The 17,097-nt window shown below is 58.3% G+C and carries 27 protein-coding genes; 14 read left to right on the top strand and 13 right to left on the bottom strand.

What is annotated here, in order from left to right:
* The first annotated feature begins 147 nt into the window (after positions 1 to 147).
* Positions 148 to 357 carry a PRC-barrel domain-containing protein gene (locus AC629_RS34305; protein ID WP_084809207.1) on the top strand — a complete coding sequence of 70 codons (210 nt, stop codon included), beginning with the start codon at positions 148 to 150 and terminating at the stop codon, positions 355 to 357.
* Positions 358 to 956: 599 nt separating this feature from the next.
* Here the strand turns inward: AC629_RS34305 and AC629_RS34300 are convergent.
* From AC629_RS34300 to AC629_RS34290, 3 genes are all read right to left on the bottom strand, one after another.
* Entirely contained in the window at positions 957 to 1,193 is a 237-nt protein-coding gene (locus AC629_RS34300) for a hypothetical protein (RefSeq protein WP_084809206.1), read from the bottom strand.
* Between the two features lie 254 nt (positions 1,194 to 1,447).
* Positions 1,448 to 1,618, bottom strand: a complete 171-nt coding sequence (locus tag AC629_RS47240) for a hypothetical protein (protein WP_168195649.1) — start codon at positions 1,616 to 1,618, stop codon at positions 1,448 to 1,450.
* A 108-nt stretch (positions 1,619 to 1,726) separates the two neighbouring features.
* On the bottom strand, positions 1,727 to 2,014 hold the full coding sequence (locus AC629_RS34290; RefSeq protein ID WP_143199653.1) for a hypothetical protein: 288 nt from the start codon (positions 2,012 to 2,014) through the stop codon (positions 1,727 to 1,729).
* Between the two features lie 687 nt (positions 2,015 to 2,701).
* Here AC629_RS34290 and AC629_RS34285 point away from each other — a divergent pair.
* Positions 2,702 to 3,340 (top strand): hypothetical protein, encoded by a 639-nt coding sequence (locus AC629_RS34285; RefSeq protein ID WP_084809203.1) that lies wholly within the window; start codon positions 2,702 to 2,704, stop codon positions 3,338 to 3,340.
* A 179-nt stretch (positions 3,341 to 3,519) separates the two neighbouring features.
* On the opposite strand, the gene AC629_RS34280 is transcribed toward AC629_RS34285, so the two are convergent.
* On the bottom strand, positions 3,520 to 4,845 hold the full coding sequence (locus AC629_RS34280; protein ID WP_084809202.1) for a tyrosine-type recombinase/integrase: 1,326 nt from the start codon (positions 4,843 to 4,845) through the stop codon (positions 3,520 to 3,522).
* 337 nt (positions 4,846 to 5,182) lie between these two features.
* Here AC629_RS34280 and AC629_RS34275 point away from each other — a divergent pair, with 337 nt between their 5' ends.
* The gene (locus AC629_RS34275) at positions 5,183 to 5,635 is read left to right on the top strand and encodes an Arm DNA-binding domain-containing protein (protein ID WP_245332083.1); all 453 of its coding nucleotides are present in this window, start codon (positions 5,183 to 5,185) and stop codon (positions 5,633 to 5,635) included.
* A gap of 168 nt (positions 5,636 to 5,803) precedes the next feature.
* Here the strand turns inward: AC629_RS34275 and AC629_RS34270 are convergent, their stop codons facing one another.
* The 3 genes from AC629_RS34270 to rpsU all read right to left on the bottom strand — a co-directional run bounded on the left by AC629_RS34270 (position 5,804) and on the right by rpsU (position 6,874).
* The gene (locus AC629_RS34270) at positions 5,804 to 6,037 is read right to left on the bottom strand and encodes a hypothetical protein (RefSeq protein ID WP_143199652.1); all 234 of its coding nucleotides are present in this window, start codon (positions 6,035 to 6,037) and stop codon (positions 5,804 to 5,806) included.
* Positions 6,038 to 6,206: 169 nt separating this feature from the next.
* The gene (locus tag AC629_RS34265; protein ID WP_084809210.1) at positions 6,207 to 6,443 is read right to left on the bottom strand and encodes a DUF6894 family protein; all 237 of its coding nucleotides are present in this window, start codon (positions 6,441 to 6,443) and stop codon (positions 6,207 to 6,209) included.
* 155 nt (positions 6,444 to 6,598) lie between these two features.
* Complete coding sequence (rpsU, locus tag AC629_RS34260; protein ID WP_084809209.1) at positions 6,599 to 6,874, bottom strand: 30S ribosomal protein S21; 276 nt, start codon at positions 6,872 to 6,874, stop codon at positions 6,599 to 6,601.
* Between the two features lie 454 nt (positions 6,875 to 7,328).
* Between rpsU and AC629_RS34255 the strand changes: the two genes are divergently transcribed.
* A complete protein-coding gene (locus AC629_RS34255) occupies positions 7,329 to 7,538 on the top strand; it encodes a cold-shock protein (RefSeq protein ID WP_028151479.1) in 210 nt (69 codons plus the stop codon).
* Between the two features lie 35 nt (positions 7,539 to 7,573).
* Here the strand turns inward: AC629_RS34255 and AC629_RS47870 are convergent, their stop codons facing one another.
* Entirely contained in the window at positions 7,574 to 7,768 is a 195-nt protein-coding gene (locus tag AC629_RS47870; protein WP_210419151.1) for a hypothetical protein, read from the bottom strand.
* Here AC629_RS47870 and AC629_RS49235 point away from each other — a divergent pair.
* Positions 7,674 to 7,877 (top strand): transcriptional regulator, encoded by a 204-nt coding sequence (locus AC629_RS49235; RefSeq protein ID WP_245332084.1) that lies wholly within the window; start codon positions 7,674 to 7,676, stop codon positions 7,875 to 7,877. The genes AC629_RS47870 and AC629_RS49235 overlap by 95 nt on opposite strands.
* A gap of 57 nt (positions 7,878 to 7,934) precedes the next feature.
* Positions 7,935 to 8,150, top strand: coding sequence for a hypothetical protein (locus AC629_RS49230; protein ID WP_084809200.1), 216 nt, complete (start codon positions 7,935 to 7,937; stop codon positions 8,148 to 8,150).
* A gap of 478 nt (positions 8,151 to 8,628) precedes the next feature.
* Here AC629_RS49230 and AC629_RS47235 read toward each other — a convergent pair whose 3' ends face one another.
* Positions 8,629 to 8,793 (bottom strand): hypothetical protein, encoded by a 165-nt coding sequence (locus tag AC629_RS47235; protein ID WP_168195648.1) that lies wholly within the window; start codon positions 8,791 to 8,793, stop codon positions 8,629 to 8,631.
* 690 nt (positions 8,794 to 9,483) lie between these two features.
* Between AC629_RS47235 and AC629_RS34240 the strand changes: the two genes are divergently transcribed.
* Positions 9,484 to 9,864 (top strand): hypothetical protein, encoded by a 381-nt coding sequence (locus tag AC629_RS34240; RefSeq protein ID WP_084809199.1) that lies wholly within the window; start codon positions 9,484 to 9,486, stop codon positions 9,862 to 9,864.
* 70 nt (positions 9,865 to 9,934) lie between these two features.
* Positions 9,935 to 10,162: a DUF6894 family protein gene (locus AC629_RS34235; RefSeq protein ID WP_245332082.1), complete on the top strand. Its 228-nt coding sequence runs from the start codon at positions 9,935 to 9,937 to the stop codon at positions 10,160 to 10,162.
* A 478-nt stretch (positions 10,163 to 10,640) separates the two neighbouring features.
* On the opposite strand, the gene AC629_RS49985 is transcribed toward AC629_RS34235, so the two are convergent.
* From AC629_RS49985 to AC629_RS49980, 3 genes are all read right to left on the bottom strand, one after another.
* Positions 10,641 to 11,021 carry an ArsR/SmtB family transcription factor gene (locus tag AC629_RS49985; RefSeq protein ID WP_283848219.1) on the bottom strand — a complete coding sequence of 127 codons (381 nt, stop codon included), beginning with the start codon at positions 11,019 to 11,021 and terminating at the stop codon, positions 10,641 to 10,643.
* Between the two features lie 203 nt (positions 11,022 to 11,224).
* On the bottom strand, positions 11,225 to 11,458 hold the full coding sequence (locus tag AC629_RS49220) for an ester cyclase (protein WP_245332080.1): 234 nt from the start codon (positions 11,456 to 11,458) through the stop codon (positions 11,225 to 11,227).
* Positions 11,459 to 11,495: 37 nt separating this feature from the next.
* Positions 11,496 to 11,630: a hypothetical protein gene (locus AC629_RS49980; protein ID WP_283848218.1), complete on the bottom strand. Its 135-nt coding sequence runs from the start codon at positions 11,628 to 11,630 to the stop codon at positions 11,496 to 11,498.
* 159 nt (positions 11,631 to 11,789) lie between these two features.
* Here AC629_RS49980 and AC629_RS34220 point away from each other — a divergent pair, with 159 nt between their 5' ends.
* The 6 genes from AC629_RS34220 to AC629_RS34195 all read left to right on the top strand — a co-directional run bounded on the left by AC629_RS34220 (position 11,790) and on the right by AC629_RS34195 (position 15,904).
* Complete coding sequence (locus tag AC629_RS34220; RefSeq protein ID WP_084809198.1) at positions 11,790 to 12,497, top strand: helix-turn-helix transcriptional regulator; 708 nt, start codon at positions 11,790 to 11,792, stop codon at positions 12,495 to 12,497.
* 109 nt (positions 12,498 to 12,606) lie between these two features.
* The gene (locus tag AC629_RS34215; protein ID WP_084809197.1) at positions 12,607 to 12,813 is read left to right on the top strand and encodes a hypothetical protein; all 207 of its coding nucleotides are present in this window, start codon (positions 12,607 to 12,609) and stop codon (positions 12,811 to 12,813) included.
* 750 nt (positions 12,814 to 13,563) lie between these two features.
* Complete coding sequence (locus AC629_RS34210) at positions 13,564 to 13,929, top strand: P27 family phage terminase small subunit (RefSeq protein WP_084809196.1); 366 nt, start codon at positions 13,564 to 13,566, stop codon at positions 13,927 to 13,929.
* On the top strand, positions 13,929 to 14,213 hold the full coding sequence (locus AC629_RS34205) for a hypothetical protein (RefSeq protein WP_084809195.1): 285 nt from the start codon (positions 13,929 to 13,931) through the stop codon (positions 14,211 to 14,213). Before AC629_RS34210 ends, AC629_RS34205 begins: the two co-directional genes overlap by 1 nt.
* Positions 14,128 to 14,736 (top strand): DUF4339 domain-containing protein, encoded by a 609-nt coding sequence (locus AC629_RS50770; protein WP_084809194.1) that lies wholly within the window; start codon positions 14,128 to 14,130, stop codon positions 14,734 to 14,736. The genes AC629_RS34205 and AC629_RS50770 overlap by 86 nt, the downstream gene beginning before the upstream one ends.
* A gap of 94 nt (positions 14,737 to 14,830) precedes the next feature.
* Positions 14,831 to 15,904 (top strand): PIN domain-containing protein, encoded by a 1,074-nt coding sequence (locus AC629_RS34195; protein WP_084809193.1) that lies wholly within the window; start codon positions 14,831 to 14,833, stop codon positions 15,902 to 15,904.
* A 140-nt stretch (positions 15,905 to 16,044) separates the two neighbouring features.
* On the opposite strand, the gene AC629_RS34190 is transcribed toward AC629_RS34195, so the two are convergent.
* A complete protein-coding gene (locus tag AC629_RS34190; RefSeq protein ID WP_143199650.1) occupies positions 16,045 to 16,407 on the bottom strand; it encodes a hypothetical protein in 363 nt (120 codons plus the stop codon).
* Positions 16,408 to 17,097: the final 690 nt, after the last annotated feature.

The raw sequence follows: 17,097 nt of genomic DNA, 5'->3' as shown, positions 1-17,097 counted from the left end.
CCAGAGCCGAAACTGCCAGCGCGCCTCAAGACGCAAATCGACCGGCTCCGCGAATTGGAGCGCTCACCGTCAATCGTTCACGATGCGGAGCACTGGAAAAAACCTCGCCGTTGAGTTGCAGATGGGGCGGCCGAACATGGACGAGCAATGCCATCGGTGAAACGCCATGCATCAAAGATTTTGAACGAGTACGGTGAGGCGCAATCTGAATTGATCGGCAAAGCCGTGGTCCTAACCGACGGAAAGGCAGGCACGGTGGAGAACGTTTGGCTGGATGAATTGCACGGGCTTCGTGTTTCGATCAAAGGTCATGATGGAAGATTGCCGGTCTCAACCATCAAGCTTGTGGGCAACTAGACCGCGCGTTGGCCCCCCTGCCCAGAGCGCATTCCTTTCAGAACATTCCAAGCAGCATGAAAAACCCAATCTCGGCCAGGAAGGTTACGCTCATGATTGCGACAGTGAGAAATACGTCGCCCGCCGATAGAGGGTGCATGGCATGCCTCGCGTCTTGCGAAGGCCCCGCGGGTAAATTCACCTGTGTTCAGAAGGTTTCAGTTCCAAAGCAGGAGAACATGTTCCTCCCTAGCTCAACGAAGTCATCGAGTCGTCCGTCCGATGTCGCCTGTTGGCCCATCGCGTCATTTGGCTGCGCTGCAAACTTTGGTCGCTATCGGCGCATAGCGGACTCTGGCAAGCCCTCCTAACGGCAGATATGGGGTCGCAGTCCAAATGAGCGCCGCAGAGCGGTCATCAGTCGGCGCTAGGACAGCCGTTAGGGCAGGGGCGCGCTGCCGACAGGATTATCGATCGATTTCAGCAGCCTGGGTTTTTGCTGTGGCGGATGGAGCGTCCGCCCACAGGCTTAACCGCAACAAAACGACAGCACCTCGCTGTGAACGGAGCGCTGTCTACGGGGCGCTGTCTGAATCGGTCGTATGCCCCGTCGCTAACTTCTACGATCTCGCAACTTCGGCAGTCGGCTGCGTGAGCGAGAGACGGGGAGGGCGGGCCCTATAGGTTTCGAGCAGGCGTTTGGCGCGGGCAACGGTGTCCTCTGTCTCGCGCACGGCTTCCAGCTCTCGCTCCAGCCGGTTGAAGATCGGGGCGAGCTTCGGTCCATCGAGCACCATGACGTAGGCGCACGCCGCAAGCGCTCGTTCGAGGCGTTCGACTGTGATCTGCTCACTCATCTAAGCTCTCCCGGTTCGCTGAAGTTCATGGTAACGCTACAACTCCGTCCAGTCATCGCGATCGTCCTCCGCGGCGGCGGCGTCAACGAGCGCCGCCGAATATGCGGCACGGAATTCCGGCGACCCCAGATCCTCGCGCAGCCGAGTGCGCGGCCCACAGGGATAAACCTGAAACCAATAGGCCCACGCGCCACCCTCGAGTCGGGCGCGCGTAGCATATCTCGGTAACACGTGCTTCTTTTGCTGGTGGCGCATCAAATTGCTCCACCTCTTTGCAACGCCTGCTTGCGAACTTTGCGCTTGGCGCTTGCGACGGTATCTTTGCGGGCGCGAAATTCCTCACGCAACCAAACCAAACGGGCGTAAAGAATAAGCCCCGCCTGAACGGCCTGAACTGTAACCCTGCCATCGTTAATTTTTTCCAAACTGATGGACGCTCGGATGCGATGCCGCGTCCGCTGCTCTCCTGCCGTTCATGCAGGAGTTCGTCTGCTTCTTGCGATGTCGTCATTGGTGGTTCTCGGTTTGGCTTCTCACAGCCGTAGCCCGTGACAGTCGGGCAGCCAGGGGGTGAGAAGCAGCCGCGGCGTTCGGAGGCCAGCAAAATCGAGTGTTGCAAGGCGGCCGTAAACGATCGACGCGTGACCCTTGATCTTTGCCTTCTTTAAAAAACGCTTGCAATCCACAGCAAGCCGCGCCTTTAATAGCAACCAAAGGTGGAGGCGTGCCATGCGCTCGTTCTCATTTTTGATTTTTATTGCAGTCGCTACTATTGACGTTGCTCGCGCAGAAATCACCGTAATTATGACGGCTTGGGACACGATCCCTCAAGTCCAGATAACCCAAGGTAGGGCTGGAAATTGCGAAGCCAACAATACGGTGTTCGGCCCTTCGCGTATGTCAAAACCCTTCCGCCAGACTTATCCGGGGACCGGTAGTCAAGGTGAAGATATCTGTTGGCGGCGGACGTCTGACCCTTTGTTTCCAAATTCAGGTTGGACGGACTGGAATCGATGTTCGTCAGATGGAGATTGCGAAATACGCTGATTTATTTGAGGGAGGGCAGGATGCTCAAACGCCTAGTATATTGTGCAGCATTTTTGGGACCGTTGATTTGCGGACTAACCACCGTCAGTTGGGCAGCAACCTCAAAACACTGCCACGGCGAGAACCAACAAATCTGCAAATTGCACGCCGGATACGACACGTGGGAGGCTTGTGGTGCGGGCCTCCAGCTGCAAGGCGGCAGCGAGAAGAGCACCGCCTCAAACGACGTATGCCATAGATACTGCAACCAAGATTGGTCCTCGGGTTACGAACGTGGCAAATGTCAGATTTCGAAGGACTTTGAGAGTGATGGCGGTGCCTGCGGTTACGCTTGGAAAACAGTGACCTGTAATTGATCCGGCTCAGACAATTGCAAGAAAACTAGCCGTCGTCGAATCGACGGCGGTGCCTATCGCGGGATGAGCACGTGCCCGCTTCTTTCAGCATTGTAGGAGGAGGCTATGCGATATTTGGCTAGTTTTCTGTTTTTGTTGGTAAGTGCTGCGACGGCGAACGCTGGGCAAACTTCCTGCCCTTTAACGGCTAACTTTTCGTTGCTCAAAGAATTCGACACCATGAATCGAGCCAACGTTCAGTCGTGGACCTTCCTTTATAAGGGACGCTCATTTTACCAAATCGGTGGGGCAGAAATCAAAGGCATCTTTGGCGGCAACGATACCGGCACCGGCATCCCTTCCGACTGCTCGGATATCTTGGTGAACCACGACAACTTCGCGGTGGTGGTGGGTCGGGAGAGAGATCTTCTGATTGCCGGCGGCGTTATAGGCGGACCGCAGGGAGCCAAGGCCGTCAACTTTCTCCACTATTACCCGCACGACGGCAGGATGAGTATTCGATCCAACGGGGACAACATATTGCTGACGTGGGGAAATGAGCATGATCTGACCACACGGCTGTGCTGGAGCCCAGACAACCAAGGTCACTGGTGGCACAGCGCAAATCATCGAACAGGTGGCAACTTTGGAGGGTGCGTTTCTCCTGAATGGATTTGGCATTTGCCAAACGGCCAGTCTGGGGTGTTTGGCACCGATCCGTCGCGGGATCACTCTCAGATCGACCATATCGTCGAAATCAACTAAAAACGCCAGAAATCGCTGCGAGCATCACCCTATGAAGTTCGTCGCTTGATCGTCCGCTTCGGGTCCAAACTCGGAAGTGGCTGCGTGTCCGCTATACTTCCGTTTTGCCTCCGACATCAGACCTCAAATCGCGAACAATATGATCGAGCGAGCCGATTTGGTCCGCCCATGTAAGCAGATCATTCTCTTCCGCTGAACTGCACGACCTTGCTGGCCTTCGGCACTGAGCAAAACGTCGCCCAGGCCGCCATCATTTGCCGGCGCTTCTCCCGCATGTCGCCGCGCCGATAGGCGGCTTCGACCTTGTCGGGCAGCGTGTGAGACAGCGCCATTTCGGACAGATGGTTGGGGTACGACGTCACCTCCGCGCACCAATCCTTAAAGGTCGAGCGGAAGCCATGCGGAACGACCTCTCGATTGTTCTGCTGCGGATCGACCCACTTGGGTAGCCCCGCCTTGGCGCGGTCCTCGTTCATGCGATCGATAACGGCAGCCATCGCGGCATTGCTCAGTGGCTCGCCTAGATTACCACCCGGAAACAGGTAATCGGCGTCCTTGGGCAGATCGTCGAGGATCGCGATGGCTTGACGGGTGAGGGGGACGACGTGATCGCGCTTGCGCGCACCCTTCTTGCCCTTCATGCGTTCCTTGGGGACCGTCCAGAGCTTCTCTTTCGGCTCAATCTCGGTCCGTGTCGCGCCGACCGTCTCGCTCGTTCGAGCAGCGGTGAGGATCGTGTATTCGAGCGCGCGCGCCGCAATGCCCTCACGCTGGCGCAGCTCCGCAATAAACTCCGGCATCTGCTGATAGGGCAGCGCCGGGTAGTTCTCGACAGGAGCTACTTGCGACTTCTTCGGCAAGAGCTGGTCGAGGTGTCCAACCCACCGCGCGGGGTTCTCCCCAGAGCGTAGCTTCAAAGCCTTCGCCCGGTCGAGTACCTTTTCAATCCGTCCCCGAATCCGGTTTGCCGTCTCCGTTTTGGTGTTCCAGATCGGCTGCAGGATCTTCATGACGTGAAGGTCGGTGACCGCGTCAACGGCAAGACCACGGATCGATTTGCAGTAATCGAACTTCGCCGGCTCCCCCTTGGGTCCGATGCCCAACAGCGTCATTCGCCACTGGTCGAGATGCTTGTCATTCTTCCAGCCGGCCTTGTTGGCTTCGATGTAGTCCTTGGCGCACTCCCCGAATGTAGCGCCCTCTGGGGCCTTTCGCGCGTCCTTCGGATTGATGCCTTTCGCCAGCAGCGCGCGTGCCTGGGTGGCAAGCTCCCGCGCATCTGCCAGCTTCACGCCCGCTCGCGCGGGAGCGTCGGGCGTGCCAGCGCGAGGGGCCGACCCGAAGCCGATCTCAGTCGGCTTGCCGTGCCAGCGATACAGAAACACCCACCGCCGGCCGCCGTTCGGTGAGATCGATAAATACAAGCCATTGCCGTCGGCATGCCGTCCGCAGTCCTTGATCGTCGCCGCGGATTTGGGGTTAAGCCTGTTGATTTTTCGCGCCATCGTCTTCCCATCTGCCCTAGCACCTGCCCTAGCACTTGCGCCGGACTGTAGCGAACAACAGCACGCAGGGAAAGACAACGGTAGCAAGCGACTCTATAAAATAAGCACATTTTCAAACATCTGCAGACACGCACAAACATTGGTAATAGATGGTTCGGCGGACACCCCTTCCGCCAGTATGTTGTTCTCCTCTGTTCGTAGTCGTTCGGACTCCACAGCAAAATCAGTGACTTGCGCCGGAAAGCTGTACTTCGCAGTTCGTCGGTGTTCTTCCTAATCGGGTCACTTACCGTAGTTTTTGCCCGTAGGTTCGGAGGACGGTTTTTCCGGAGGAACAATGGCTGGCAGACTTAAACCACTCGACGTAGAGCGCCAAACCAAGCCCGGCAAATACGCCGATGGCGATGGGCTCTACTTGATCGTCACCGGACCAACATCGAAGAGTTGGTCATACAGATATTGGAAAGACGGCAAAGAACGCTGGCACGGCCTCGGCTCGTTGAAGGAGGCATCGCTAAAGGATGCGCGGCTTGCTCGGGATGCCGCTCGGCTGCGCGTGAAAGGCGATCGCAGCACGGCCGGCATTGACATAGTGCAGGAGAGGCGAAAGGCACGGGAAGAAGCGAAAGCTGTCGAGGCCAAAGTGGTGTTGCCGACGTTCGAGGAATGCGCGGAAGCTTACATTCGGGCGAACTGGTCGAGCTGGAGCGAGAAACATCGCGATCAGTGGCCATCCTCCCTCAAACGCTACGCCTATTGCCACAGGAAGAGTTGCGCCAAGAGAAGCTAGTGCCCTAGATCGCGCTCTGAGAAAGAGGCTGCAAGTGATAGAGCATCAATTGCGCGAGGGCCGTTGAGGCCGTGAATATGAGGCCCGCCGGTTCACGCTGGCGGGCCGCTATGCTAAATCCCGTCCATGGCCGGACCGTCGCGATTCAGAAGCATAGATGGGTCTGCATCACCTGGCGGAAATTGCCTCGCTACGCTTGGTTTCGGCATCGAAGATTTTAACTTGCAGACGGGGAAACCGAGCTTTCAATTCTCTACCGGCCTCCAACGCGCTGTCTTTTGCCTTGAAGGTTGCCTTGATGTGACCGTCGACGACCAAGGCATAGCCGCTTGTCATAGGTTCAATCGACGCCTTGGTCGCGCGGGCAGAGGCGGGTGTTGCCATCCAGCGCTTCTCGCGCATGGGGAAACTCCAATTTCGGGGATACGCGCACCAACGGCCCGCGGACCCCAAAGTTCCTGACGGGATCGCGGGCGAAGCGGTCCGCGGTCTCGACGACGAGTGTCAAGACATCGTTACCCGGAGATCTGCTCCAACGCTTGAATAGCCGGAACCACGTTTGCCGACTCCTTCACTCGGTTGTTTTGTTGCTAGTGAAAATGAGCGCGGCTTTAAACACCCGCTCAATGTCGGTTCGCACCTCGACGGCAACGTCTTGCCGTTCGTCCAGGGGCGCGAGATCGCGGACCAAGTCTGCCAGCGCTTGGGCGGCCTCCGCTTCGGCCTCCTGCTGAGTTCCAAACTCCAACCCCTCCTCGTCGGGGTAGAGGCCGGTGTTGTCCCTGATGTCGAAGTAATATCGGGTCAATGCGGCGCACCTCTGGTCTGGCACAGACGGCAACATTACTGCCAACCGGCCGTTCCTGGCGAACGAGAACGCTGCGAAATTCAGTTTGAGGCACCGGGCTCATACGGACAGTGCCACCCGTCGTTTCATCCTGTCTTGGAAATCAGGAGTCGTTTTCAGTCCGCAGGCCTGAGAGTTTGCGGCAGCGGCGGCTTGCGCTCCGGAAGCTTCTTTTTCGGGGGCGCTGGAAGCAGGCCTTCCCTGATCGCCTGCTTCCGAGCGAGCTTGCGGGCCCGCCGAATGGCTTCGGCTTTTTCGCGCGTCTTTCTCTCTGAAGGTTTCTCATAGGAGCGTCGTTGCTTCATCTCCCGAAAGACGCCCTCGCGCTGCATCTTCTTCTTCAGAACGCGAAGCGCTTGATCGACATTGTTGTCGCGGACCAGTACCTGCAATTGAAACTCCTCGCTCGGCTGCAAATGCGGCAGTCCTGCACGCAGCCAATTGCGCAGGAGTCTCGTTGCGAATGGGAGAATGAGAGTGACCGCGTATTTCTTCGCCGGCCTCGAAACGGGCCGATCTGCTCGTCACGGCGATACGGTTCAGTAGAGGCAACGTGACCACTCTCGCCGACCAAGTCAATCGATTAAAACGCCGATCGATAAAGCCCTTTGCATACCCCGGCTGGCCCATCCGAAGCGGCCTTCGATCGGCAACCAGAGGTGTCGGGCCGAAACAAATTGGCTCCCGTCCTTGTAATTTTGCGAATATCATATATCTTGAGCGCATTCGATTAGCCGCTGTGCCTTGTTGAACGCGCCCGCGGGCTCCTTTTCCAAAGACATCGACGAAGTTGAAATCGCCGCGTGATTGTCGCGCGGCACGCGCTTGCGCGCTTTGGAGAAGAAAATGACGACAGGTACCGTTAAATGGTTCAACGGCCAAAAGGGGTTCGGATTTATCCAGCCGGATGATGGCGGCAACGATGTGTTCGTTCACATCAGCGCGGTCGAACGAGCTGGTCTCTCGGGTCTCGCCGAGGGCCAAAAGGTCAATTTCGAGGCGAAGACCGACAAGATGCGGGGCAAGGTCAGCGCCGAAAACCTCTCGCTGGCCTGATCTTATAGTGCCGTTTCACGGATGTACTGAAACGGCTACGCTGCCCGCTCGATCCCCGGATCGAGCGGGTTTTGCCTATCGCGGAACGGGTAAAGGATGAGCGCCAGGAAATCGGCAGTACCGTCACCCGCAGCAATCGAGCGGTCCAATCGCCAGCGTTTAGCCGCTGAAGAGGGAGCGCGGGCGATCGCGGATGTCGAACGACACGCGATCGAGGTGCGGAAGAACATGGCGCGACTTCGCGAGCTGCGCGAGGCCAAGGAAGTGGCTGACGCAACTCGTCGAGCATCGTTGCCAGCGCCCGCGCCAAAGAAGCGTACAACAAAGTTGCCGCGATAGCCGGCAACTATCGATGAACTTGCCGACGACCGAGTCACAAGCCGGAGGAAACGGATCGTGCCCAGAGTCAAGTCGGACGGCGGCGGAACAATCACGTTTTCACTTGCGCTCGGCGCATCGCGACAGACGTGCAGACTTACGACGACGTTCCAGACGGACAAGCAGGCCTTCAGCTATCTTCACAAGTATCGGACCGAGTTGGAACATATGGCGCGAGCCCGCCTCGCTTCAGGCCAACTTGAAGACGGGATCGTCGAGCTCTCGATGCTCTAGGTCGAAGCTGGGAGTGCCGGCAAACTCGAAGATGCGGCAGCAGAATTGCGCCCGACCCGCTACCTACCGAGCAATTGGTCTCCACTTCCGAGCCTTATCGGAGTACCCCGGGGGCGCTTCGAAAGCGGCCAGCCTTTGCTGGCCAATGTGCGCCAGGAGGGGCTTTCGAGCGGCGCATGGCGAATACCTCGCGACGTAGGCAGCGCGGGCAACGGAACTCAGCCTCCGCTCCACGGGAGCGGCCCGGTGTACCTGAAACGGCCATCGGCCAAGCCTCGCATTGGGGGCAGGATGGGAGGACGCTTTCCAATGATGACATGCGCTGCCCTCTTCATGGCCCTGCGAAGCACGAACAACAAGGTTTATGGTAAGTTCCTTCGCTGCCAAGTCACAGCGGCATCGTAGCCTTCTCGTCGGAGCTATTGTCGGATCGTGACAGCGATGGGCGGCAGCTTCCACTCGGTTCGCGCTAGCGGGCCTAGTGGCCGTCGACGCGATACCCTTGAACGGCGAGCAATTCCTTTAGCGATGCCACCTTCTCGCTGGCATTGCTCGGGCCACCCAGCGCCTTGCGTATATCCTCAACGAGCCCTTCCAGGCGTTTCAATTGCGCCTGCGCGGCGTTTCGTTCGATCTCATCCAAAGCAACCATAGCGCGAGTATGGACGATATATCGCCCAGCGTCAAAGTGAGCGCGCGCGGCTCGCGGCACACCGCCGCCGACTGAGGCGGTAGCAGAAAACGGGGCCGCTTCGACTCATCTGGGGCGGTCCCGGTTTGGGTCGTCATTTGACGGGTCCCACGCAAACCGTAACCTGTCCTCTCCTGCCGTTGGTGGCTGCTCATTCTTGCGATCTGGTCCGGCCGATCGCCATTCAGCGGTGCAGAGAATTCCCCGATCGCATTCGTCCGCAAGCCTAAGAAGCAGGTCCACGTTGGCCCTGTCGCTAGAGGCGAGCGCTAGTCGGCGATATCGGATCGCGCGGGCTTTGCTCATGGCGTGCCTTACTTCGGTGGGTGCAAATCGCCTTGAAGCCAGCGGCCAAGGGCCTTCGAATGCAAAGGATCTTCGTAGGCGGCAAGGGTCGTAAGCACGTAGTTGCAGACAGCGCACTGATACCTGTGCAAGTCCACGCCCGGGCTCTCTGGCTCGATGCTGACGAGCATCATCGAAGCTTCGCACCTCGGACAGGCGGGGCGCTGAAATGCGATCGGTGGAATGGCGGGCGACGGGCGCTGAGATTGGGCCATCATGCCTCCCTATGCATAGGCGGGAGCGCAACACTCTCAGTCACCGGCAAATGCCAGGATGCGGAACGGTGATACGCCGAGTATGCTCCGCAGCGACCTCAAGAGCGAGTTAATTCGCATCGCAGCAATGGTCATATTGAGGGCGGAACAACCAACGGGTGGAATGGTCGTGCCAGAGGTTTGTCACCTGCGCGCCAAGTATCCTAAGTCGAATTTGGAAGCGTTCGAATTCACTGTAGGGTGCGGAATGGATCGCGCCATGCTCGAAAAACACTTGGCTATAGCCCAGCGTCACATATCGGAGGGCGCGGAGCATCTTGCGAGGCAGCAAGAGCTTATCGATGAGCTTGCCCACCATAATCACGACACGACCGGCGCTCAGGCAGTGCTCACTACAATGCGGGAAACGCAGGCGATTCATATCGCAGACCGCGACCGCATCCTCATGGAACTGCAAAACTAGGGCCACCGTTGCTAGGAACGAGCCCCCTCCGATTAACTTGGGTTAGTGCGTAGGCCGGGAGCTTAAAGTCATGGCTCGCTACTATTTCGATCTGCTCGATGAAGGTGTGCTCGCCATCGACGAAGAGGGAATGGAGCTTTCGAACCTTCAGGCCGTGCAGGCTGATGCCGCCAAGTCCTTGGCTGACATGGCGCGAGACGCGATGCATGGCTCAACCAACGGCGCTAAACGGTACATGGCTATCGAAGTGCGCGACGAACCCGGCCTCGATGGAGGTCAGATTCAATTTCCAAGTTGAGAGGATGGAGCAGTAAGGCTGCCTCAACGCCGCAAGCTGTTTCTTTGGGATCGCTGATTCTTAAAAGTGCCATCGGTTTTAAAGCCAAAGGCACGTCGAGACCGGGACAAGCGGATACTGGAGGAGCGACTGGAACGTTGGCGCCAGCTCCTCAAGGGCTTCCCGGATGGCCCCACCGCGAAGCACATGCGACAGATAGAGGCCGAGCTTCTGGACTAGCTCCGCGCTATTGAGAAAGAGCAACGGTAAGGCAATTCGGATGGGCGATGAAGGATACCTGCCTAAGCCGATCGCGGACAACAAACCAAAGAAATTGAACTGAGACCTACTGCATGGGCGCCGGAGTCTGATCGGCGCCCATGGGGCAGGATCAGCGCATCCTCGACGAGCTCAGAATGTTCGAACGGCTCTGCCTAGAGCTTGCTGAGCAGAGCAGGGTGCCAGGTGAAGCCGATGCGCGGCGGCAGATGGCTGAAAACTACGGTCGCGAGGCTGCGCCGCCGCAGCAATTCTCAGTGAGGAATGCGAGGAGCCCGTTCATCGTGTCGAACTGCGCAGCGTAAATCATCGAGCGCCAATCTCGTCGGACGGTGATGAGCCCGGCCATGCGCAACCGATCGAAGTGGAATGTCAGCGTGTTCGGGGCGATGCTCAACGCTTCTGCGACTGCTCCGGCAGGCATCCCATCGGGACCAGCTTGAACCAGTAACCGGAAGACATCGAGGCGATTGTCTAGGGCGCGAGGGCCGTCAGGAGCAGAGGCTGTGCTTGCGGCTTGGGCAGCATAGTCGTTAGGCGCAGCCGATGCGACTGGCGCAGACCACCACCGCGGCGGGACGTGCCGTGCTGGCTTGATCACGGGTGATGTGATCAGGCCAACGGTGGCAACCGCTACTTGATGGGCGACGGCGAGGTCCAGCGGTCTTGCGCTACGGTGTCATTCCAGTCGGACCCGACGGGGTGCATGGCCTGCCACGTTTCAGCAAGCCTGCCGTTCACGGCTCGGTAGGTCTGGATGCCCGACTGCGACTGAGGCTTGCCAGTCTCCGGGTCTGTCCACTTTTACGAGAACCGGAACCAAGCCCGGTTGCCGACGAACCAGTGGTCATAGACCACCGTTCGGAAGTCAGGCTTCTCCTTCCGGATCGTCGCGACTTCGGCGGCATACTCATCGCGCGTCACAACTCTCGTGCCCTTCTCGTTGTGCCTGATGTAGTTGTCTTCGATGCAGCTAGGCACCAGCTCGAACTTGCCGCCGTGCCACACTTCCTCCCAACAGTCGAACAGATCACGCATTTGGTTGTCTTCGGACACAGTTGAACTCCTCGTTGTGTTAGGCTCGGTGGATGTCGCTGCAAGCGTAGATCGACATGTTGAAGCCGTGGAGCAGTGTCATGCCAAGCGTCATCATGACACCACGCCGTGTGCTCTGCAGTGCCGACTTCGATGTGATCTTGCTGTCGGTCATGCGGTCCTCTTCACTTGCTGCGTTTGTCATCGTGGCGGGGGGCATACGACACCGCTCCTGACAGGGTGGTGTCAGGAATGACCGAGGGCTACGACTATCGCAGACACTGCTGCGCAGTCCGTGTTAGGCCCAGCCTGACACCATCAGGATGGCAGCTCCATGCGCCGCGCCGACCGTCTCTTCGAGATCATCCAGATACTGCGCCGCAAGAAGAAGGCGACGCGGGCGAGCGACCTTGCCGTGATCTTGGAAGTGTCCGAGCGCACCGTCTACCGGGACATCCGGGACATGATCGCACGAGGTGTGCCCATCGACGGTGAGGCGGGGGTCGGCTACATCCTGCGGCCCGGTTTCGACTTGCCACCGCTCATGTTCGATGAAGACGAGATCGAGGCGCTGCTTCTAGGTGCCCGTATCGTGCAGTCGTGGGCGGACCCTGAACTAGCGGCGGCGGCTGCTAAGGTGATCCACAAGGTCGGCGACGTGCTGCCCGAGGGGCTGCGGCATCACCTCGACCTCGCGGGACTGTGGGCACCGGCTGATCACACAGGCAAGGCCATCGGCTTCGATCAAGCCGCCTTGCGTCACGCGATCCGAAGGCAGCAGAAGGTCAAGTTCACCTACGAAGACCTCGGAGGGCAGTCGAGCGAGCGCGTGGTGCGTCCGCTGATCATGGCGTTCTACGGCCCGGTCTGGCTGCTGGCAGCGTGGTGCGAGCTTCGGGGCGGTTTCAGGGTCTTCCGGCTCGACAGGATCACTGCATTCACCGTTCTCGACGATGTCTTCAAGCCAGAGCCGGGCCGCACTGCAGAGGACTTCTTGAAGCAGGATGAAGAGCAGAAGCGGTCTCGTCTTGCGTCGAAGTGAAGCCGCTACGAGGTGCGCAGAACGAGGCAAATGAACGCCTCGACGGCCAGCGCGACCAGTGCATCCGCCATCCGCAGCGCGATCGAAGCAGACCACCGCACTTGAGCAAATGCTGTTCGACGGCATGCACGCCACAAACCAGCTCGCCGAGGCCGTCGAGCGCGAGCTGCAGGAACTGCGGCTGACGGCGTCCGAATCCGAAGCGAAGGCCGCGCAACTGGAAGCCGAGATCGCCAAGCTGAAGCTCCAGACCATTGAGAGCAGCGCCGATCGCAGCAAGCTGCTCGACCTGCCGCCCCTGCCGCGCGTGAACTGAGGCAGCCCATGCATCTTGGGAAATTCCAAGATAGACCTGACGACGTTGTCATCGAGGTTGCTGAGATCGAACGGCGAGGCCGCTTCAGCGCCCCAGATCGTTGGGGATCCATTCCTCAGCGGTTGAATCCCAGTGATGGGTATCGTCGAATTGTTGCCAGGGTGGCCTCGGTTTGCTTCCACCGCGACCCATTTGGGCTGTTGTCACGACCAACCAGTGCCCAATCTGATCTAAATATTTGTCAATCGGAGAGGCGTACGATAATTTCGGAGCTTCAGACATATTCCCGCTCCTTATGGCGTGAGGTCCAAGCAGCGAGTGGAGGCATTGCGCAGCCCTTAAAGTCCACCGCAGCGCCGAGTGATACGGTTATGATCGTGGGCCTGATCGCTGTATTCCCTCAAAGTCCAAAATATTTCACCCGCACGGAAAAATACTCGGCACATCGCGGCGTCGATCACGATGAGTGAGACTAGGAGGCGGACGGCATAAGTTTCTTGGACTTTCGCGCACCGCGTTACGGAAAGTCCGTGCGCAAATTGCAAATGTTAGCTCGAAGAGGTTGAGGCGCGCCCATCTGCGACCTCGTGCGATGTCCGCCTTGACGCCGCTATTGAGGGCATAGGAGACACGTTCAAAGGGGCCGGGGGGCACTTCCGAAAAAGAGAGCCTCCCTGCGCATCGGAGCGCGGATGCACCCCAACTGGCGCGAATTTAACTGCGCGTTCCCGTTTTGAGGTCGTCTCAACCATGGTCAAAACGCCTGAAATCGTCGTTTTTCGGCCGGCAACCATCCCGGAACCACCCTCGGAACTGGCTTCTGCCGGTTCTCGGCTCTGGCGCACCGTCATGGCCCGCTACGCCCTGGACGAGACGCAGGCCGAAGTTTTGAAGCTCGCCTGTCTGGCCTCCGATCGCGCTGAAGCTCTGCGTCTTGAGATCGAGAAGATGGGCCAGACCGTCCCCGGCTCGACTGGACAGCCGCAGGCCAATCCGCTGATCGCCTGCGAGGGCGCGGCCCAGAAGCGCGTCGCGGCGTTCCTGAAGCAGCTCGGCCTGTTCGACGAGCCGAAGCGCGAGAAGCCGGGCCGGCCGCCGAAGTCCGGTGGCTTCTGATGAGGCCACCGGAGCGCTCGGTCGGAGTCGCCCCGGAAGCGCTGGCGCTGTTCGTCGAGCTGGAAGGCATGGACCAGCACAGCGAGGAGTTCAAGCAGGGCTCGCACGAGCTGGCCCGCATGCTGGGTCTCGTCGAAGAATGGTGGACCTGCAATCACGTCAACGATCGCAGCGAGGGTCCTTGCCATCCGCCGGGCTATGTGGCGCGCGACGATTGGTATCGGTGCCGCGAGGTTCGCGAGGCCTTGCTGCAGGTGGTGGAGGCGCGAGGGCACTCCGCTTAGAAGCTGTTCGGTTTCTGGTCCGGTGGCTGCAGGAGGCGCTTCAACGCCAGACGCGGGGACAGGCGCTGCGCGCGCGGTGATCAATTCCGGGGATAACGGCATCCATCGGTTGCGTAGCCGGTCCCGGCAAGCCCCAATGCGCGCCGCGCACCGCGTTGAAAGGGGCTGGCTGGTGTCTGAGGCTTGGTACTACGCGGACTACAATGGACAGGTCGGGCCGACCACTCTTGAGGCATTGAAGACCGCGCTCGCGCGATCGTCGGAACCTGAGAACGTGCTGGTTTGGCGGCACGGCTTCACCGGATGGGTCAGGGCTGGCGACGTACCGGAGTTGAGCCCGCAAACGTCGAGGCCTCCAGAGCTGCCGACCGACCAAATGCCCACGTGGCGTGTGAAATGGTGGTGGTATCCGATTCCATTTATTTCGCTCGGTATCGGGAGCCAAGTCGGACGGAAAGTGATGATTTGGAATTCTGCGCAGCGCAGGAAGCGGAAACAAAAGAGAAAGGCGATGCAGGTCTAGAGGCATTGGATGGGCACTTACGATAACGACTTCAGACAGCGCAGCATCGCAAATCTTGAAAGCTGCAAGGCATGCCAACGGGGGTAAGGTTTTAATGACGGAGAGCGAAAATCGCCGCCCCCATCTTCGGACAAAGTACATTTTTGTAGATACGCAGGCCCTGCGGAAGGCGCGCTTCGATTGGAACGGGCGCTCCCTATCGAAACTTGCCGAGTTTGCGAAGCAGGGGCAGCTACGCCTCTTAGTCACTGACATAACGGTTGGAGAGGTTAAGTCTCAGCTTCGAGAACTGCTCGCTGAGGCAAGCTCCTCTTTAATCAAGCACGGCGGCATTATGGATCAGCTCGGCGCTTCGGCGGTCATCGAAAACGTAAGGGATCAAGCCACCGCACTAGAGACATTGGAAACGGCCTTCGACGAATTTTTGAAACACACCAAATCAGTGAATGTGCCTTTGATTTCTGATGTGAAGGGCGTCCTTGAGGACTATTTCGCTAAGCGGCCTCCGTTCAGCACGAAGAAGAAGTCTGAATTCCCCGACGCGATCTCAATCGCGTCTATTCGTAGCTGGTGCCGTCAACACAATTCGACAGTCTACATCGTTTCCGATGATCCGGATTTACGGGAGTGTTGTTCCGAGGCGGGGCCACTTTTCCATGCGGAGTCGATTGCAGAGATAATTTCTCAAGCAACCGTTTCACAAGAGGTGCACGACGCGCTCGAAAAGGCTCTTCGCGAAAGCGAATACCTTAGTGACAGACTAGCTGATAAGATCAAGCATGATCTCGACGTCGAATTTAGCAGCTACGACAGAAGTGAAGGAGTTGCCATCGTGGCTGCACGAATTGATGACGTGCACTCCATCAACGTTATCTCGCTAAACGTCTTGGAGGAGCAGGCCGGGACATTCACTTGCGAACCGGAAATCGAGGTAGAGATTTCGCTCGACATTGAAATTGAAATCGAGGGCCACCACGGCTACGGCCCTCATGACTATGAGCCAACCCGACGACATCGGGCTTCCCAGACTCGACTAGAACTGTTTTATCCAGAGGTTATCGCTCGTTTCGAACCGTCAACGGGATGTTTGGAATTCGAGTCGATCTCGTTGGGTACCCAGTCCGTGCGGGTCAGTATGAGTGATTTTGAAAGACGGCCTTATCGATGACCGAGCACCGGCTTGGCTCGTCAAACTGAGACCCGCTCTCGGTCGATAGGGCTTCTAGCTCCGCGCCACCGAACATCGGCCGAGCTACGTCAGGACGGCAAACCATTTAAACGCCACCGCGCCCCACCGCGCGAAGTCGATTAACGACAGCTCGGCGCGCCAATCGTTGCCCCCTTGCTTCCATACAGGTAAAGGTGCGGTTGGTAGTAAGCGCCTTCCTCATCCGGGTTGATAGCTGCATCGGGGACCACGACATCGAACCTGATGTCGGTTGCGTGAATGATCTTGTTGCAGGCCTCGCGCAGGCTGAGCACCTCGACCTTGTCCGGATCGGTCGCCCAGTTTGGAAACAGTTTTCCGCAGTCTGAGCTTTGCTCGTCTTTTGGTCCCAACTGATCAAACTGGATTCGCAGGCCAGCCGCACAGGAGATCAAAATCCGTGTCACCTCGGGCTTGAAGAAGCCTCCCTGCATCATTGCGATGGGGGGGCGAGGTGAGGTCATGGCTCGCCACGTCGCGAGATGCCGAGACCATGCAAACGAGCCGGTAAAGGTCGAGGATGAACGCTTCCGGTTCAATCGCGTGGACCTGCTTCTCGGCAAAGTACGGTTGTTCTTCAGCCATCAGGTCACCATAGGCGATTCGCGTGCAGCGCTCGCCAACGCGGCCCGATGGTACGTTTCCAGAGCCTCCCGGCTGTGAGACATTGGCCACTGCGCCGAACGCCAGCGGGCTTCGCTGTTTTGTACGAGCCGTGTGGGTGCTGATTAATTGCTGATTAGTCGCTGCCTTTGGTTGTGATGCAGCCAATAAACACTTCCGAACATTCACGAAGCGCTTGTTTTAGAGGGACTTTTTGGTGAGCGCGCTGGGGCTCGAACCCAGGACCCCGTGATTAAAAGTCATGTACTCGGAGTGAATCATCCCTCCGTGCTGATACCTCGGTCGGAGGTCGCGAGCGTGAACCGGAGAGCAGAGGGCTTGGATGACCGCTTGGAGCTGCGGTAAAACTACGGTCAGGAGGCGCAAAAAGTCACCGTTGCTAGGACCGTAGATCGCGGGCGATGAGCGCTGAAAAGATGAATTGTATCAAAAAGGTTGATCTGACACCCCTTCCGCCAGTATGTTGTTCTCCTCTGTTCGTAGTCGTTCGAGCTCCACAGCAAAATCAGTGGCTTACGCCCGAACGGGGC

The organism is Bradyrhizobium sp. NAS80.1, assembly GCF_001908205.1.
Taxonomy (GTDB): Bacteria; Pseudomonadota; Alphaproteobacteria; order Rhizobiales; family Xanthobacteraceae; genus Bradyrhizobium.
Note: the sequence above shows the minus strand (reverse complement) of the source record. Positions and strands in the feature narration are given on the sequence as shown.

Bases quoted from the DNA above. Each gene is read 5' to 3' on its own strand.
- AC629_RS34305 (WP_084809207.1), top strand. From the start codon at position 148: ATGCCATCGGTGAAACGCCATGCATCAAAGATTTTGAACGAGTACGGT.
- AC629_RS34300 (WP_084809206.1), bottom strand. From the start codon at position 1,193: ATGAGTGAGCAGATCACAGTCGAACGCCTCGAACGAGCGCTTGCGGCG.
- AC629_RS34285 (WP_084809203.1), top strand. From the start codon at position 2,702: ATGCGATATTTGGCTAGTTTTCTGTTTTTGTTGGTAAGTGCTGCGACG.
- AC629_RS34280 (WP_084809202.1), bottom strand. From the start codon at position 4,845: ATGGCGCGAAAAATCAACAGGCTTAACCCCAAATCCGCGGCGACGATC.
- AC629_RS34275 (WP_245332083.1), top strand. From the start codon at position 5,183: ATGGCTGGCAGACTTAAACCACTCGACGTAGAGCGCCAAACCAAGCCC.
- AC629_RS34270 (WP_143199652.1), bottom strand. From the start codon at position 6,037: ATGCGCGAGAAGCGCTGGATGGCAACACCCGCCTCTGCCCGCGCGACC.
- AC629_RS34255 (WP_028151479.1), top strand. From the start codon at position 7,329: ATGACGACAGGTACCGTTAAATGGTTCAACGGCCAAAAGGGGTTCGGA.
- AC629_RS47870 (WP_210419151.1), bottom strand. From the start codon at position 7,768: ATGTTCTTCCGCACCTCGATCGCGTGTCGTTCGACATCCGCGATCGCC.
- AC629_RS34240 (WP_084809199.1), top strand. From the start codon at position 9,484: ATGCTCCGCAGCGACCTCAAGAGCGAGTTAATTCGCATCGCAGCAATG.
- AC629_RS34235 (WP_245332082.1), top strand. From the start codon at position 9,935: ATGGCTCGCTACTATTTCGATCTGCTCGATGAAGGTGTGCTCGCCATC.
- AC629_RS49220 (WP_245332080.1), bottom strand. From the start codon at position 11,458: ATGCGTGATCTGTTCGACTGTTGGGAGGAAGTGTGGCACGGCGGCAAG.
- AC629_RS49980 (WP_283848218.1), bottom strand. From the start codon at position 11,630: ATGACCGACAGCAAGATCACATCGAAGTCGGCACTGCAGAGCACACGG.
- AC629_RS34220 (WP_084809198.1), top strand. From the start codon at position 11,790: ATGCGCCGCGCCGACCGTCTCTTCGAGATCATCCAGATACTGCGCCGC.
- AC629_RS34215 (WP_084809197.1), top strand. From the start codon at position 12,607: ATGCTGTTCGACGGCATGCACGCCACAAACCAGCTCGCCGAGGCCGTC.
- AC629_RS34210 (WP_084809196.1), top strand. From the start codon at position 13,564: ATGGTCAAAACGCCTGAAATCGTCGTTTTTCGGCCGGCAACCATCCCG.
- AC629_RS34205 (WP_084809195.1), top strand. From the start codon at position 13,929: ATGAGGCCACCGGAGCGCTCGGTCGGAGTCGCCCCGGAAGCGCTGGCG.
- AC629_RS50770 (WP_084809194.1), top strand. From the start codon at position 14,128: ATGTGGCGCGCGACGATTGGTATCGGTGCCGCGAGGTTCGCGAGGCCT.
- AC629_RS34195 (WP_084809193.1), top strand. From the start codon at position 14,831: ATGACGGAGAGCGAAAATCGCCGCCCCCATCTTCGGACAAAGTACATT.
- AC629_RS34190 (WP_143199650.1), bottom strand. From the start codon at position 16,407: ATGACCTCACCTCGCCCCCCCATCGCAATGATGCAGGGAGGCTTCTTC.